13 protein-coding genes are annotated in these 14,193 nt (G+C 68.5%); 2 read left to right on the forward strand and 11 right to left on the reverse strand.

Annotated elements, in window-relative coordinates; genetic code table 11:
• Window positions 1-324: 324 nt before the first annotated feature.
• A complete protein-coding gene (locus tag H4W80_RS44295; RefSeq protein WP_192790530.1) occupies window positions 325-1,263 on the reverse strand; it encodes an RNA polymerase sigma-70 factor in 939 nt (312 codons plus the stop codon).
• A 174-nt stretch (window positions 1,264-1,437) separates the two neighbouring features.
• Here H4W80_RS44295 and H4W80_RS44300 point away from each other — a divergent pair, with 174 nt between their 5' ends.
• Together H4W80_RS44300 and H4W80_RS44305 are read left to right on the forward strand one after the other, a co-directional pair.
• Entirely contained in the window at window positions 1,438-1,935 is a 498-nt protein-coding gene (locus tag H4W80_RS44300; RefSeq protein ID WP_192790531.1) for a carboxymuconolactone decarboxylase family protein, read from the forward strand.
• A gap of 14 nt (window positions 1,936-1,949) precedes the next feature.
• Window positions 1,950-2,708: an SDR family oxidoreductase gene (locus H4W80_RS44305; protein ID WP_192790532.1), complete on the forward strand. Its 759-nt coding sequence runs from the start codon at window positions 1,950-1,952 to the stop codon at window positions 2,706-2,708.
• A 723-nt stretch (window positions 2,709-3,431) separates the two neighbouring features.
• Here H4W80_RS44305 and H4W80_RS44310 read toward each other — a convergent pair.
• The 10 genes from H4W80_RS44310 to H4W80_RS44355 form a co-directional block, all read right to left on the reverse strand.
• The gene (locus H4W80_RS44310) at window positions 3,432-5,027 is read right to left on the reverse strand and encodes an FAD-dependent monooxygenase (protein WP_192790533.1); all 1,596 of its coding nucleotides are present in this window, start codon (window positions 5,025-5,027) and stop codon (window positions 3,432-3,434) included.
• Between the two features lie 987 nt (window positions 5,028-6,014).
• Window positions 6,015-7,109 carry a hypothetical protein gene (locus tag H4W80_RS44315; RefSeq protein ID WP_192790534.1) on the reverse strand — a complete coding sequence of 365 codons (1,095 nt, stop codon included), beginning with the start codon at window positions 7,107-7,109 and terminating at the stop codon, window positions 6,015-6,017.
• Complete coding sequence (locus H4W80_RS44320) at window positions 7,106-7,600, reverse strand: SigE family RNA polymerase sigma factor (RefSeq protein WP_192790535.1); 495 nt, start codon at window positions 7,598-7,600, stop codon at window positions 7,106-7,108. The genes H4W80_RS44315 and H4W80_RS44320 overlap by 4 nt, the downstream gene beginning before the upstream one ends.
• 43 nt (window positions 7,601-7,643) lie before the next feature.
• Window positions 7,644-7,937 carry an MTH1187 family thiamine-binding protein gene (locus H4W80_RS44325; RefSeq protein WP_192790536.1) on the reverse strand — a complete coding sequence of 98 codons (294 nt, stop codon included), beginning with the start codon at window positions 7,935-7,937 and terminating at the stop codon, window positions 7,644-7,646.
• A 194-nt stretch (window positions 7,938-8,131) separates the two neighbouring features.
• Window positions 8,132-8,455, reverse strand: a complete 324-nt coding sequence (locus H4W80_RS44330) for a hypothetical protein (protein ID WP_185071335.1) — start codon at window positions 8,453-8,455, stop codon at window positions 8,132-8,134.
• 10 nt (window positions 8,456-8,465) lie between these two features.
• Window positions 8,466-9,143 carry a uracil-DNA glycosylase gene (locus tag H4W80_RS44335; RefSeq protein ID WP_192790537.1) on the reverse strand — a complete coding sequence of 226 codons (678 nt, stop codon included), beginning with the start codon at window positions 9,141-9,143 and terminating at the stop codon, window positions 8,466-8,468.
• A 106-nt stretch (window positions 9,144-9,249) separates the two neighbouring features.
• Complete coding sequence (locus H4W80_RS44340; protein WP_192790538.1) at window positions 9,250-10,149, reverse strand: carbohydrate ABC transporter permease; 900 nt, start codon at window positions 10,147-10,149, stop codon at window positions 9,250-9,252.
• Window positions 10,146-11,522, reverse strand: coding sequence for an ABC transporter permease (locus tag H4W80_RS44345; protein WP_192790539.1), 1,377 nt, complete (start codon window positions 11,520-11,522; stop codon window positions 10,146-10,148). The genes H4W80_RS44340 and H4W80_RS44345 overlap by 4 nt, the downstream gene beginning before the upstream one ends.
• A gap of 12 nt (window positions 11,523-11,534) precedes the next feature.
• A complete protein-coding gene (locus H4W80_RS44350) occupies window positions 11,535-12,869 on the reverse strand; it encodes an ABC transporter substrate-binding protein (RefSeq protein WP_192790540.1) in 1,335 nt (444 codons plus the stop codon).
• Window positions 12,870-12,876: 7 nt separating this feature from the next.
• Window positions 12,877-14,124 (reverse strand): ABC transporter substrate-binding protein, encoded by a 1,248-nt coding sequence (locus H4W80_RS44355; RefSeq protein WP_192790541.1) that lies wholly within the window; start codon window positions 14,122-14,124, stop codon window positions 12,877-12,879.
• Window positions 14,125-14,193 lie beyond the last annotated feature (69 nt).

Here is a 14,193-nt window from a genome sequence, read left to right on the forward strand (position 1 = left end):
GTCGAGCTAGCTCGTCCACAGCCCAGGCACCGACCCCAATGCCAGCCTCCCGACACCAGCACGCAGGTTGCCCTGGCCCAGACTTGGTCCTTCGACGCACCTCCGCGCCGCCAGGCCCCTCAACTCCATCCCAGGCTCCGGCTCCAGCAGGTCACAGTCCACCGTGACCGGGCCCATTGACAGGTGGTCGGTCCTCGCGGTGCGCGGCCACCTCTCCGGTCGTCTGCAGCTGGGTTGCCGGTCTTGCCAGTCCGGTCGTCTGCAGCTGGGTTGCCGATCTTGCCAATTCGGTCGCTCATAGCTCAGCTGCCGGTCTCGCCAAGCTCAGCGGGTCATGGCGGTCTCCCGCGCCACATGCGACAGCTTCTCGGGATTACGCACGTGGTAGGCGCCGGTGACGTAGCCGTTCTCCACGCGCACCGCCACCACTCCGTCGATCTCCCCGTCGAGTCGTACGAGCAGCCCAGGTCCGCCATTGATCTGGACCAGCTCGACCGACCTTTCCGCGTCGCGTTTCCACCAGCCGACGGCCAGCAGGCGAGCCACGTTGTCGACCCCCACAACGGGCCGCAGCAGGGCATGCCTGATTCCGCCGCCGTCGCTCAAGGCGACGACATCCGGCGCGAGGACGTCGAGCAGGCTCTGCAACTCGCCGGTTTCGACCGCTCGCTGGAAGGCCTGGAGCGCGGCTCGGTGCTCGGCCGGGGAGCCGGTGCCGCGTGGTCGGCGCGCGGAGACGTGTGACCGTGCCCGGTGGGCGATCTGGCGTACCGCGGACGGGCTCTTGCCGACGGCTTGGGCGATCTCCTCGTAGTCCAGATCGAACACCTCGCGCAGCACGAACACCGCCCGCTCGGTCGGCCCGAGCGTCTCCATCACCAGCAGCATCGCCATCGAGACGCTGTCCGCCAGTTCGACGTCCTCGGCCACATCCGGCGCGGTCAGCAACGGCTCGGGCAGCCACGGCCCAACATAGGACTCCTTGCGCCGGCCCAGCGTACGCAGTCGTTTCAGCGCCTGCCTGGTGGCGATCCTCATCAGGTACGCGCGCCGGTCCAGCACCGGGCCCAGGTCGACGCCCACCCACCGCAGCCAGGTCTCCTGCAGGACGTCCTCGGCGTCGGTGGCGGAACCGAGCATCTCGTAGACGAGGGTGAACAGCAGGTTGCGGTGGGTGACGAACGCCTCGGTGGCCGCGTCCATGCGGTTGTCACGAGGGAAGGGCCCGCCCGCGCCCGTCAGTTGCTCGCTTCGTTCGCTCATCGCTGGTTCCCGCCTGTTCGCGACCGTGTCATACCCATACGATCCCGACGCCCGCTGCTCTGTGACACCAACAGTCGGTGGTCCATGTCACAGAGGCCTCGCTGTCACAAGGAGCGGGTCACCGGGATCTCTTGCTCGTAACGACGCGACACCACGAGTAAGGAAGCCCCCGTCATGTCCACACCTACGACGACCGGCCTGCGGTCGCGCATGCCCAACCCCCTTCCCTTCCTCCCCGAGATGGCGGAAGTCGGCGAAGGTCTGCACAAGGCCCTCCGGAACGGTGCGATTTCGCCGACGACCATCAGCCTGCTGCAGTTGCGCGCCGGGCAGATCCTCGGCAGCACGTACTTCACCATCCGGGAAACCGGCAACCTCCGCAGGATCGGGGAATCAGAGGAGCGCATCACCGCCGTGGCCACCTGGCGCGACGCCACCTACTTCACCGGCGCCGAAAGGGTCGCGCTGGAGCTCGTGGAGGCGGTCCTCACCCCGAACCCGTCCGGGGAGCGCGTCCCCGATGAGCTGTACGCCAAGGCGTCCACGCACTACGACGACAAGGCGATGTGGTCGCTCATCATGGCGATCGCCCACATCGGCTTCTTCACCCCCGCCGCTCTCATCGCCAAGCCGATCCCCGGCATGCCCCCCGGCCAGAACTACAGCGAGTAAGAAAGGCACCCAGCATGAGCATCACCAAGTTCGCGGTGGCGGGAGCGACCGGGCGGTTGGGCCGCCACGTCGTCGACGTCCTGGCTGAGAGGGGACACCAGGTCGTGCCGATGTCCCGAGCCACCGGCGTGGACATCATCACCGGTGAGGGCCTGGCCGAGGCCCTCACCGGGGTCGAGGTCATCATCGATGTCGCCTCGTGGCACGCCTCCGACCAGGAGGCGGCGACGGAGTTCTTCCGCACGTCGGCCCGCAATCTGCACGAGGCGGGCCAGAAGGCGGGGGTCGCCCGGATCGCCATGGCGTCCATCATCGGCGTCGACAAGGCAACCGCCGGTTTCGTCGCCGCCAAGAAGGTGCACGAGGAACTCCTCCTGTCCGGCCCGCTCCCCGCCCGCATTCTGCGGGCCGCGCAGTTCCACGAGTTCGTCGGTCAGCTCCTGGACTGGCAGCAGGGCGACGTCGCCTACGTCCCGGCCCTGCCCACCCAGCTCGTGGCCTGCCGCACCGTGGCCGAGACACTGGTCGACCTCGCCCTCGACCCCGAGGCGCCCGCTCCAGGAAGACCGATCCCCGAGATCGCCGGACCCCGCAAGGAGACCATGTCGGAGGCGGCCCAACTCCTCGGCGCCCGCCGAGGCATCAAGGTCGTCGGTGTCGACGGCTCCGGCATGCCCGATGCCGAGATCGCCGCCAACGGCGGGTTCCTGCCCAGCCCGCACGCCAAGCTCGCCGGACCCTCCTTCCAGGAGTGGCTCGACACCCAACCCTGAGCAGGCCGTACGGCACGCCCTTGCCCTTGCTCTCGAAACTCCACGGCCGGAGCCTCGAGAACAAGGGCTCCCTATGACCTCGCCCTCGGAGACTCGGCGGTTACTCATGCGCCAAATGCGCCGTCCGATCTCTCTGGGTGCCTGGATTCGTCCCGCTTCCTGAGAAAGAGGGCTCACTCATGCCCGTCACCATGATCGGCATCGGTCCGCCGGTTCCTCAACGCCGGTATCGGCGGTCCCGAGGCGCAGGCGCTTGCCGACGTCCAGCCGCACTTCACCGTACGACCGGACGTGCTTCCAGAACAGCGGGGTCTGCGCGCGTTGCACTGCGCCGGGAGGAGTACCCGACCCAATAGTCATGCAGCGAATCGAGCCGAAGGCTCCCCGGAGTCCCAGTTGCCCGACCGACTCGGCCTCCTCGCGTAGTCCCTCCCAGGGGACTCTGCTCCAGTCAGAAGTGGCCGGCGTTCCAGACGGTCGCGACGACGTCACGTGCTTGCCCGGATATGTGATGGCCCCCTTCGGGAACTGGAACAGTCGCGCTCTTGCCGTGGCCGCGTCCCGCATCAGGGTGCGGATTTCCGCGCCACTCGCCCGTAGAGCCTCGGTATCGGTCGGATCCCCAGGCACCAATGCCGGTCATCTGTTTCCACCACACCGTGGTTGCTGCGTATCGGACAGCCGTGCAGCGACCTCGCTCCCCCTCTCAACCCAGTGAACGTGTCAGCGGCTGAGGAGTTCGGTCATGATCTGGTCGAGGGTGGCTGCCGGGTTCGGGACGGGGCCCGGGGAGCGCCAGGCCACGAAGCCGTCCGGTCGGACCAGGACGGCGCCGCCCCCGCTGACGCCGTACCGCTTCCGGAAGCACCCCTCCACGTCCTTCAGCTCCTCGTCCACCACCAGCCGCGTGAGCTGGACGCCGAGGCGCTCCTTGACCAGGCGTCCGGCGTCCATCCAGGCCTGGCCGCCCTGCCTGTCGGCCAGCAGTACGAAGCCCGAGCCGAAGAGGTCGATGGTCGAGATGCACTGGCCTTCCCAGTCGAGCACCACGTGTGGGGCGCGGCTGCCGGGACGGCCGGTGGGTACGCGAGGATCCTCCAGGATGGACCCGTCGTCGCCTGGTTCGTCCAGGATGGCGGTGGAGTGGTAGCGGTATCCGATGATGACGCTCATGAAGTCCTCGAGGGGCTCCGGGTAGCCGACGCGGGCGGTCGGAGGCATGCGTACGCCGAGGTTGGCGAGCTGGGCGTCGGCCGTGAGCGTGCCGATCGGGCGGCGTTCGGCGTCGTACGTGTCGAGGAAGCCGGGCCCGGCCTGGCCTGTGACGACGAGCCAGAGCCGCCAGGCGAGGTCGCAGCCGTCCTGGAGCGCCGTGCTGCCGCCCTGCCCGCCGGTGGGCGGCATGGTGTGTGCCGCGTCCCCGGCGAAGAAGACCCGGCCGGCGCGGTACGTGTCGGCCACCACGTGCCCCAGGGAGAACGACGTCTTGTCCAGTAACTGAACATCCAGGTCGGGTCGGTCGGCCGCGATGCGTACCAGCTCTCTGCAGCGCTCCTCGGTGAAGTCGGCTTCGCTCTGGCCATCGGCGTAGTTGACGCCCAGCACGTGCGCCCCGACGCCGGTACCGGTCACGATCACGCCGGTGAAGATGTCGTTCTGCAGGTACCAGAGTGTGACCTCGCGCTCGCGTACCAGCCCGCTCAGGTCCGCGTCGAACATGATCGAGCACATCCGGCCCAGCTCGCCCTTGCCTGAGGTGGGGACGTTCAGGAGGCGGCGGAGCGGGCTCCGGTAGCCGTCCGCGGCCACTACGTAGTCGGCTCGTACGAGACGGTCACCGACGGCGTCGCGGATCAGTGCGGTCACGCCGTCCTCGTCCTGTTCCAGCGAGACCAGCTCGGTGGAGAAGCGCAGGTCGGCGCCCAGCTCCTCGGCCGTGAACCGCAGCAGCCGCTCGACCGCGGCCTGGGGCGCCCCCACCTGCGCCGCCGGGGTGATGTCGGCCAGGAAGGCCATCTCTTCCTGCTCATCGTTGATGATCATGTGGGGGTTCGGGTCGGCCAGGCTTTTGGCGATCGCCATGCGCATGCTGTCGCCGATGCCTGCCCAGGTCTCGCGGAGCTCCTGCTCGATGCCGGGTACGGGGCGCAGCAGCTCGATGGCTCGGGGGCCGACACCGAACGCCTTGGGTTGGATCGAGGTGCTCGGATGCTTCTCCACCAGCATGACGGGTACGTCGCGCCAGGCCAGGAGTGTTGCCGCGCTCAAGCCCGCGTATCCACCGCCCACCACCAGGACGGGCACCCGCTCTTGTTCCATGCTTGTCCACCTCCGGAACGCGTAGTATCGCGTCTATGGTCGAGGACAAGATATGTCGCGTCGGAGGGAGTGGTCAAGACATATCGCGTTTTGTGGAGAGTGGGGTGGTGACGATCGAGGGTTGAGGGCGGTCTTCTCGCAATCAGGGTGAGCGTGAATGACGATCGTCGGTGTCGGTGTCGGTGTCGGTGTCGGTGTCGGTGTCGGTGTCGGTGTGGGTGTGGGTGTGGGTGTGCGCGGTTGGCGCACGGCGCTTGTGGGGTGTGGGTGTGTGCGGTTGGCGCTCGGCGGTTGTGGGCGCGGGCTGTGGTCCGCCCGACAGGGCGAGCGAGCGCCGGTCCCTGCACGACCCGGTCTGTCGCCGGGGTGGCTGGATGCGGTGTGGCGGGTGACTGGCAGGGGGCCGGTGCGGAGTAGGGGTTGAGCGAGGAAATGCTGGCCTGCACGGACCGGGTCGGTCGATGGAGTCGCTGGATCTGGGGTGCGGGTGACTGAGAGGGGGTCCTGTGGAGTGGCGGTGCGGCGATGGGGTGGCCTGTGGGCCCGGACGGTACGGGGGTGTGGCGATGGTCTGATGGCCTATGCGGGCCCGACGGTACGGGGGCGTGGGGTGCTGGTCTGTGCGGGCCTGACGGTACGGGGGCGTGGGGTGCTGGCTTGTGCGGGCCCGCCGGTACGGAGGCGTGGGGCGATGGTCTGTGCGGGCCTGACGGTACGGGGGCGTGGGGTACGGGTGTGGCCTATGCGGCCCCGACGGAACGGGTCGTGGGGTGATGGGGTGCGGGCCGGACGGTACGGGCGTGTGGGTGTGTGTGGATGGCACCGGGGTTTTGGGCGGGACGCGGCCCGCGATGGCGCGCGCCGAGGGCCCGCCGCGCGGTGATGTCGCATCTGGGGCCGGGATATATGCGGCGGTCGCGGCCTTGTGAGGGGTGGTGGACCCGCGCTTGGGGGGGCGAGTCCACGAGTGGGTGCGGTGGGTTGTTGTCAGTGGACCAGGCCGGGGACGGAGGTTGTTCCGTAGTCGTGTAGGGCGAAGAGTTCTCGGGTTTTGCCGGTTCGTACGTCGATGGCATAGACCACCGGCACGGGTCCGCGTGATGACTCGGGGATGGCGACCACGGTCACCTCGGTGGAGTTCAGCCAGCTGCCGAGACTCGATGGATGGAGCTCTTCCGGGATGCCGGAGATCGGGATCCGGGTTTCGCGACCGCCCTGCACGGCGTCGAACACGACGATCGAGCCGTCCCGCTGCACCATCGGGCGGCGGTCCGGGTCGAAGGTCTGGCCCAGCCGGGCGAGGGTGCGGCCGTCGGGGGCGAGGGCGCTGTAGTCGTAGGTGAAGTCCGGGATGGTGATCGGGTCGTGGCCGAGCACCCACACCTGGCTCGCCTCGTCGTACGGCTTGGCCAGCACGACGGGGCCGGATCCGTCCGACACGCTCACCGGCCACCAGCCGCGCGGCAGGTCGGACACCGTGCCCCGCTCCACGTCCACCAGCTTGTTGGGCTCCCGTCGCCCGCCCCAGCTCGACACGATGAACCGCAGCCCGCTGGGCGACAGTCGCAGGGTGTATTCGCCCGAGCCCGAGAAGTCCTCCGCGGGCTGCTTCAGCGGGGACTTCCAGGTTCTGCCGCTCGCCAGGTCCCGCACCACGATCGTGCGCTGCTTCGAGCTGTAGTACGCCAGCCGGCGGCCGTCCGCCGTGACCTCCAAGGGGCCGATTCCCGAGGCCGCGGTCAGTTCGTAGGTGGCGCCGTCGCGGGTCACGAGCCGCCAGGCGCGCTTCGCGCACGTGGCGGCGTAGCAGTCCTGCCGGTACGCCTGCTCGATCGGCGCGACGCCTTCCGAGGGCAGCGGGGAGACCGTCGTCTCCGGCGGGGTGAGCACGACCGGGGGTTCGGGGCGTAGCTGCTGGAGGAGCACGGTGCCGCCGCCCGCGATGAGGCAGGTCGCCGCGGCGATGGCCACGGTCAGGCGGGTGGCGCGCCGGCGGCGGGCGCCCCGCACCGCCTGGGCCGCCAGGTCGACGGTGGGCGCCTGTTCGGCCAGCGCGTGCAGGTCTTCGCGCAGCGGGTTCACCGGTACACCTCCTGGGGGACGAGCGCGCGCAGTTTCGACAGCGCGTAGTGGGTCTGGCTCTTGACGGTGCCGACCGAGACGCCCATGAGCTGCGCGGTCTCGTGTTCGGTGCGATCCTCGTAGAAGCGCAGCACGATCAGCGCCCGCTGTTTCGGCGTGAGCCGCGCCAGCGCGTGGAGCAGGGCGAGTCGGCGTACGGTCGCCTCGTCGTGCGGCTGCCCGGACGCCGCGAACTCCGGCAGTTCGGCCTCAGGAAGCTCGATCCGCTTGCGCTTGCGCCAGGAGATGGTCTGGTTCACCAGGGCTTTGCGCGCGTACGCCTCGGGGTTGCCGCCTTTGGCGAGCTTGGCCCAGTGGGAGGCGACGCGGGTGAGGACCGTCTGCAACAGGTCCTCGGCGAGGTGGGCGTTCCCGGTGAGCAGGTACGCCGTCCGCATCAGCGACTGCTGGCGTGTTCGTACGAACTCGTGGAACCCCTCGTAACGGTCCATGCATGAAACAACTTCGCCGAAGGGTCCAAGGTTGGAAAATCGGCTATTCGGAGAGGTGGCGTTCCAGGGACTCGAGCTTGCTGGTCATCCCGTCGGTGACCCCCTGCCGGAGGTCGGCCTTGAGCACCAGGCTGACCCGGGGCGCGACCTCCGCCACCGCGTCCACCGCGCGCTTCACGACGTCCATGACCTCGTCCCACTCGCCCTCGATCGTGGTGAACATGGCGTCCGTCCGGTTGGGCAGGCCGCTGTCGCGGACCACCTTGACGGCGCGGGCGACGGGCTCGGCGACTCCTTCGCCGACGCCCAGCGGGGTGATGGAGAATGCGACGATCACTGCGTGCCTCCTTGGGGCGGGCCGGAGGGTTTCGATCTTAGCGAGCCGCAAGGTCTCAGCCAGTCACGAGGTCTCAGCCAGCCGCCAGGTCTCGGTCAGCCGTCGTGGAGAAGCTCGTGGAGAAGCTCGTGGAGAAGCGAAAAGCCACGACGCCTCTCAGAACGCCGTGGCCACCGCCGCACTTCACCCACGCGTCACGCGTGGTCGTGCTCCTCTTCGTCCTCGTCCTCGCTGGGCCCCTCGGAGGGCTCCACGCCGAGGACGGCCTCGCGCGGCTCGATCTCGTTGATGTGGTCGACGAGCTGCAGCACGTGGTCCGGCTCGATGAGCCACTGCAGCGCCGAGGCGCCCGTCTCGTCGGAGCTGACCAGCTCGGCCTGCTCGGTGCGCTCCTCGGCGGTGAGGTCGGCGTCCGGGTGCCTGATCTCGGCCAGCGCCGCCGCCTGCAAAGCGTCCACGTCAAGCACCTCGACGGTCAGCTCGACCGTGAGGCGCAGGAACTTCGGTTCATCACTCATGGCGACGACTCTAGGGCAGCTTCCACTCGACAGGTGCCGCGCCTTGCTGTTCCAGCAGCTCATTGGCCCGGCTGAAGGGGCGCGAGCCGAAGAAGCCGCTGCGCGCGGACAGAGGGGAGGGGTGGGCGGACTCGATGCGGGGCACGTCGCCGAGCATCGGGGCCAGGTTGCGGGCGTCGCGGCCCCAGAGGATGGCCACCATCGGCTTGTTGCGCGCCACGAGGGCGCGGATGGCCTGCTCGGTGACCTGCTCCCAGCCCTTGCCCCGGTGGGAGGCGGGCTTGCCGGGCATCACGGTGAGGACCCTGTTGAGGAGCAGGACGCCCTGCTCGGCCCACGGCGTCAGGTCGCCGTTGGAAGGGCGGGGGAGGCCGAGGTCGGTCTCCATCTCCTTGTAGATGTTGACCAGGCTGCCGGGCAGCGGCCGCACGTCGGGCGCCACCGAGAACGACAGCCCGACCGGGTGACCGGGCGTGGGGTAGGGGTCCTGACCCACGATCAGCACCTTGACGTCGTCGAAGGGCTGGTTGAAGGCACGCAGCACGTGCGGGCCCGCGGGCAGGTACTGCCTGCCATCGGCGATTTCCTTGCGCAGGAACTCGCCCATCAGGGAGATCTGCTCGGAGACGGGCTCGAGCGCGCGAGCCCATCCGGCTTCGACGACTTCGTTCAGTGGACGACCGGCCATGGCCGATGAGCCTACCCAGCTCTGGTACGGCTTGCTGCCGAAACGTCGGGTCCAGCCGTACCAGAATGATCACAAGGTGCCCGCGCGGACCGCGCGGGCACCTTGATCACTTCACGGAGCCGGCCATCATGCCCTGGACGAAGTACCGCTGGAAGGCGAAGAACAGGACCAGCGGGATGATCAGCGACAGGAACGCGCCGGACGAGAGGATGTCCACGTTCGATCCGAACTGCCGCATCTGGGACTGCAGGGCCTTGGTCATCGGCTGGTTGTCGGTGTCGGCGAAGACCAGCGCGATGAGCATGTCGTTCCACACCCACAGGAACTGGAAGATGCCCAGCGAGGCGATGGCGGGCTTGCCCAGCGGGAACACCACCGACACGAAGATCTTCCACTCGGGCGCCCCGTCCATCCGCGCCGCCTCCAGCAGCGAGGACGGGATGCCGACGAAGAAGTTGCGCAGCAGGAAAATGGCGAACGGCAGGCCGAACGCCGTGTGGAACAGCACCACGCCCGGGATCGAGCCGAAGATCCCGATGCCTCCGTAGAAGGACGCGACGGGGATCAGCGCGATCTGGATGGGCACGATCAGCAGCCCGACCACGACGAGGAACGCCCCGTCACGCCCCGGGAACTCCATCCACGCGAACGCGTAGGCGGCCATGGCCGCGATGCCGATCACGAGGACCGTGGTCGGCACCGTGATCAGCACGGTGTTCCAGAAGGACGCGGTGAAGCCGCTGGCCAGCAGGTCCCGGTAGTTCGCGAGGGTCAGCTCGGCCGGCTTGGTGAAGATGGTCCACCAGCCCTCGGCGTTGTTGACGTCCGTCGTACGCATCGAGACGACCAGCAGGCCCAGCGTCGGCACCAGCCAGAACAGGCCCAGCACGATCATGACCACCTGGACGGCGCCGCCGCCGAGCCGGTCCACGATCTTGCTCACCGCGCTCCTGCGCGGCGCGCCCGTCTCCAGCCCCGAAGGGGCGGTAGCCGTGGCTGTCGTCATGATTCGTCCCTCCTGAACCGGCGAATGTTCATGATCATGAAGGGGAGGACCAGAACGAGCAGGAAGACGGCCAGCGCGCTGCCCAGACCCTGGTTGTTCCCGCCGCCGAACGACACGCGCCACATCTCCAGCGCGATCACGTTCGCCTGGGGTTGGACCGAGGCCGGCGCGATGATGAAGACCAGGTCGAACACCTTCAGCGTATTGATGATCATCGTCACGAAGACGACGAGCAGCACCGGCGACAGCAGCGGCACGGTGATCTTGCGGAACACCTGCCACTCCGTGGCGCCGTCGATGCGGGCCGCCTCCAGCGCGTCCCGCGGGATCGCCGCGAGCCCCGCCGCGATCAGCACCATGGCGAAACCGGCCCACACCCAGACGAACGCGCCGATGATCGCCGGGGTGATGAGTGTCGGGCCGAGCCAGCTCAGGCCTCCGTAGGCGGCCTGGAAGTTCTCCGACGGGAGTCGTACGACATAGGAGCCCGCGGGCAGGCCCTGGAAGCGGAACGAGCCGTCGTCGGCCGTCGTGGCGGTCGCGGCGACCTTGCCGTTCTGCACCGCCTCGACGGTCATGCCCGGCAGGCCCTTCTCCGAGGCGTCCACCTCGCCGTTCTTGCCGCCGCCTCCCGGCGTGAAGTCGAACCACACGGTCCCCGAGAGGCCGTCGCCGGCCGCGGGGGCCTTGGCGGCCTGGGCGTTGGCCGGCAGGAAGTTCGGCTTGACGCCCACGATCGGGATCAGCACCGGCTGGCCCGCCTGGGCGGGCTGCTTGGTGACGACCGCGCCGCCGTCGGCGGCGACCGGCGACTGGTCGCCCTCGCGCGGGCGCGCCTCCGGGTAGCCCTGCGAGGAGGAGAACGTGTCGTGCACGGTGGTGAGCACGGCGTTGGCCACGCCCTTGGCGGGGTCCTGCTCGTAGACGAGGCGGAAGATCACGCCCGCCGCCATCAGGGAGACCGCCATGGGCATGAACACGATCAGCTTGAACGCCGTCGACCACCTGATCCGCTCGGTCAGGACCGCGAAGATCAGGCCCAGCGTGGTCACCACGATCGGCCCGACGACAACCCAGATGAGGTTGTTGCGGATCGTGGTGAGCATGCCCGAGTCGGTGAAGATCGTGGCGTAGTTGCCCAGTCCCACGAATCCGGTGCCCGCCGAGTCGAACAGGCTCCGGAAGATGGAGTAGACGATCGGGTAGACCACCCAGATGCCCAGCAGCACCGCCGCCGGGAGGAGGAAGGCTATGGCGACCGCCGGCGAGGGGCCGAGGCGTCTTTGCGTACGGGGGGTTTCAGCCGGTCCGGTGGAGGGCTCGTCCGCGGTGTCCGCGGACGAGACCTGCGGGCCGTCCAACCGTTCGGTCACGGCCTTACCTCTTTACTTCTTCCAGGCCTTCTTGGCCTCGGCTTCCAGTGTGGTCTGAGTGCCCTTGATGTCGCTCGGGTTGCGCAGGAAGTCCTGCAGCGCCTTCCACTCACCCTTGCCGTCGGTGCCGCCGAACGCGCTCGGCGCCAGGTCGGACATGTCGTAGCGGACGGCGTCGCCGGCCGAGACGATCGTCTGGCCGAGCTGCTTGGTCAGCTCGTCGGGGTAGTTGTCGGGGGAGACGTTCTTGTTGGGCGACAGGTAGCCGGGCAGCTTGGCCCAGATCTCGCCACCCTCCTTGGAGGCCAGGAACTGCAGCAGCGCCATCGCGCCGGGGGAGTCCTTCATCGCGACCGCGACGTCGCCGCCCAGGACGACGGGGGCCGTGTCACCGGCCTTGGGGAACGGGAAGTACTTGGCCTCCTCGCCCACCTTGGCCTTCGACTGCACCGCGGAGACGGCCACGAAGTCGGCCTCGATCACCATGGCGGCCTTCTTGTCGCCGTAGACCTTGGTCACGCAGCCGGGGAAGTCGGTCTGCAGGGCTCCGGCGTTGCCGCCGACCAGGAACTCCTTCTTGCCCGCGATCTGCGCGATCTTCTCCAGCGCGGTGGTCACGGTCGGGTCCGTCCACGGGATCTCGTGCTTGGAGAGCTTGTCGTAGTTCTCCGGCCCGGCGGTGGACAGGTAGACGTTCTCGAAGAGGTCCGTCAGCGTCCAGCCGGAGGCGCCGCAGAACGAGAACGGCGCGGTGCCGGAGTCGGCGATGGTCTGCGCGTTCTTGACCAGCTCGTCCCAGGTGGTGGCCGGCTGCACGCCCGCGTCGTCGTACGCCTGCGACCGGTACCAGACCAGCGACTTGTGCGCCGCCTTGATGAGCACGCCGTACACCTTGCCGTCGGCGGAGCCGAGCTCCTTCCAGTACGGGGTGTAGTTGGTGTCCACCTCCTTGATGACGTCGTCGGTCAGCGGGGTGAGCGCCTTCTGGTCGGCGTACTGCTGCACCAGGCCCGGCTGCGGCAGGATCGCGACGTCCGGCGGGTTCTTGCCCTGGATGCGCGGGCCGAGGTAGGCGCCGGTGTCCTCACCGGTGGAGGCGTACGTGACCTCCGCGCCGGTCTTCTCGGTGAAGGCCTTGAGCACCTGCTCGAAGTTCTTCTGCTCGTCGCCGGTCCACTTGGCGGCGACCTCGAGCTTCACGCCCTGCAGCGGCTTGGCGCCGGCGGCGGGGGCCGACGCCGAGCCCGAGGCGTCGGTGGACGGCGAGGTGTTCGTCGGGGCGTTGCCGCAGGCGGCGACGGCTACCGCGAGCCCGGCCAGGATTGCTGCTGCTCTGGCGTTTCGCATGGCTGCCTCACTGTGTTCTGATGATCTCTTCGATTTCGGACTTCATCGAGACCGCGACGTCGTCCGCGGACTCGGTGGAGGGGTTGCCGAGCGCCTTGGCGACCGAACTCGCGATCACCAGGCTCAGCTGGTTGTAGTTGGCGCTCACCGGCCGTGTCTTGGCGGCGAGGATGCTCTCCTTGAGCACGGGCAGGTAGGGGAAGCGCTTGATCAGGGCGGGGTCGTCGTAGAGCTCCGTCCACACAGGTGGGAAGGAGCCCTCGGTGAGGACGCGGCGCTCGTTCTCCAGACTGGTGAAGTACCGGATGAACTCCTGCGCCGTGTGCTGATGCTTGGAGTACGCGCTGATGGCGAGGTTGGCGCCGCCCAGCGTGCTGGACCCGGGGCCGTTGAGCCCCGGCAGCCGGGTGACCCCCAGCTTGTCGCCCAGTTTCGCCCTGGCCGGGCCGTAGCCGTGCGGCCAGTTGCGGGCGAAGGCGAGCCGGCCGTCCTGGAAGGCCAGGCGCGTCTCCTCCTCCTTGTAGCTCAGTGACTCCTTGGGGATCCAGCCCTCGCGCAGGCCCTGGAGCAGGAAGTCGAGCGCGACGCGGGTCTTGGCCGGATCGAGGGTCACCTCGGTGCCGTCCTTGCTGACGATCTGCCCGCCGGCGGACTGCAGAGCCTCGGAGAAGTTGACGGTGAGCCCTTCATACGCCAGGAACTGCCCGGCATAGCCTCCAATATCGTGCTTTTTCGTTATCTGTCGTGACTGGTCGCGAAGCTCGGCCCACGTCCGGGGCGGCTTCTTGACCAGGTCGGTCCGGTAGTAGAGCAACCCTGCGTTGCTCGTGTACGGGACGGCCCAGAGCTTGTCCTTGTAGACCGCCGTTTCCACGACAGGCGGCAGGAACCTGTCGAGCGGGAACAACCCGCGCTCCAGGGGGATGATCCAGCCGTTCTCCGCGAACTCGGCGGTCCAGACCACGTCGAGCCCCAGTACGTCGTACCGGCTGCTCTTGGCCTGGAGGTTGGCCACCATCTGAGCGCGCTGCTCGTCGGCGGCCTCGGGCAGCTCCAGCAGCGTCACCTTCTCGGCCGGGTGGGCCTGGTTCCAGCGGTCCAGCAAGGGTTGCAGGTACGCCGTGGTGTCGCGGCCGGTGGCGAACGTGATGGGGCCTGTGCCGCCCGTGCCCGTTTCGCCGCCGCCCTCATTGCTCGCGGGCGCGCAACCGGCCGCCGCCAGGAGGACGACCAGGGAGAGCGTGAGCGAGCGCACTCTGTTTCCTCCACGTTCAGAGTGATTTACATACGTGTTAGGTAGATGCATTCATGTTATGCACACATG

The sequence above is a fragment of the Nonomuraea angiospora genome (assembly GCF_014873145.1).
Lineage (GTDB): Bacteria > Actinomycetota > Actinomycetes > Streptosporangiales > Streptosporangiaceae > Nonomuraea > Nonomuraea angiospora.

Excerpts from the sequence above, each read along its gene's own strand:
- H4W80_RS44295 (WP_192790530.1), bottom strand. The coding sequence starts at position 1,263 with ATGAGCGAACGAAGCGAGCAACTGACGGGCGCGGGCGGGCCCTTCCCT.
- H4W80_RS44300 (WP_192790531.1), top strand. The coding sequence starts at position 1,438 with ATGTCCACACCTACGACGACCGGCCTGCGGTCGCGCATGCCCAACCCC.
- H4W80_RS44305 (WP_192790532.1), top strand. The coding sequence starts at position 1,950 with ATGAGCATCACCAAGTTCGCGGTGGCGGGAGCGACCGGGCGGTTGGGC.
- H4W80_RS44310 (WP_192790533.1), bottom strand. The coding sequence starts at position 5,027 with ATGGAACAAGAGCGGGTGCCCGTCCTGGTGGTGGGCGGTGGATACGCG.
- H4W80_RS44320 (WP_192790535.1), bottom strand. The coding sequence starts at position 7,600 with ATGGACCGTTACGAGGGGTTCCACGAGTTCGTACGAACACGCCAGCAG.
- H4W80_RS44330 (WP_185071335.1), bottom strand. The coding sequence starts at position 8,455 with ATGAGTGATGAACCGAAGTTCCTGCGCCTCACGGTCGAGCTGACCGTC.
- H4W80_RS44335 (WP_192790537.1), bottom strand. The coding sequence starts at position 9,143 with ATGGCCGGTCGTCCACTGAACGAAGTCGTCGAAGCCGGATGGGCTCGC.
- H4W80_RS44340 (WP_192790538.1), bottom strand. The coding sequence starts at position 10,149 with ATGACGACAGCCACGGCTACCGCCCCTTCGGGGCTGGAGACGGGCGCG.
- H4W80_RS44350 (WP_192790540.1), bottom strand. The coding sequence starts at position 12,869 with ATGCGAAACGCCAGAGCAGCAGCAATCCTGGCCGGGCTCGCGGTAGCC.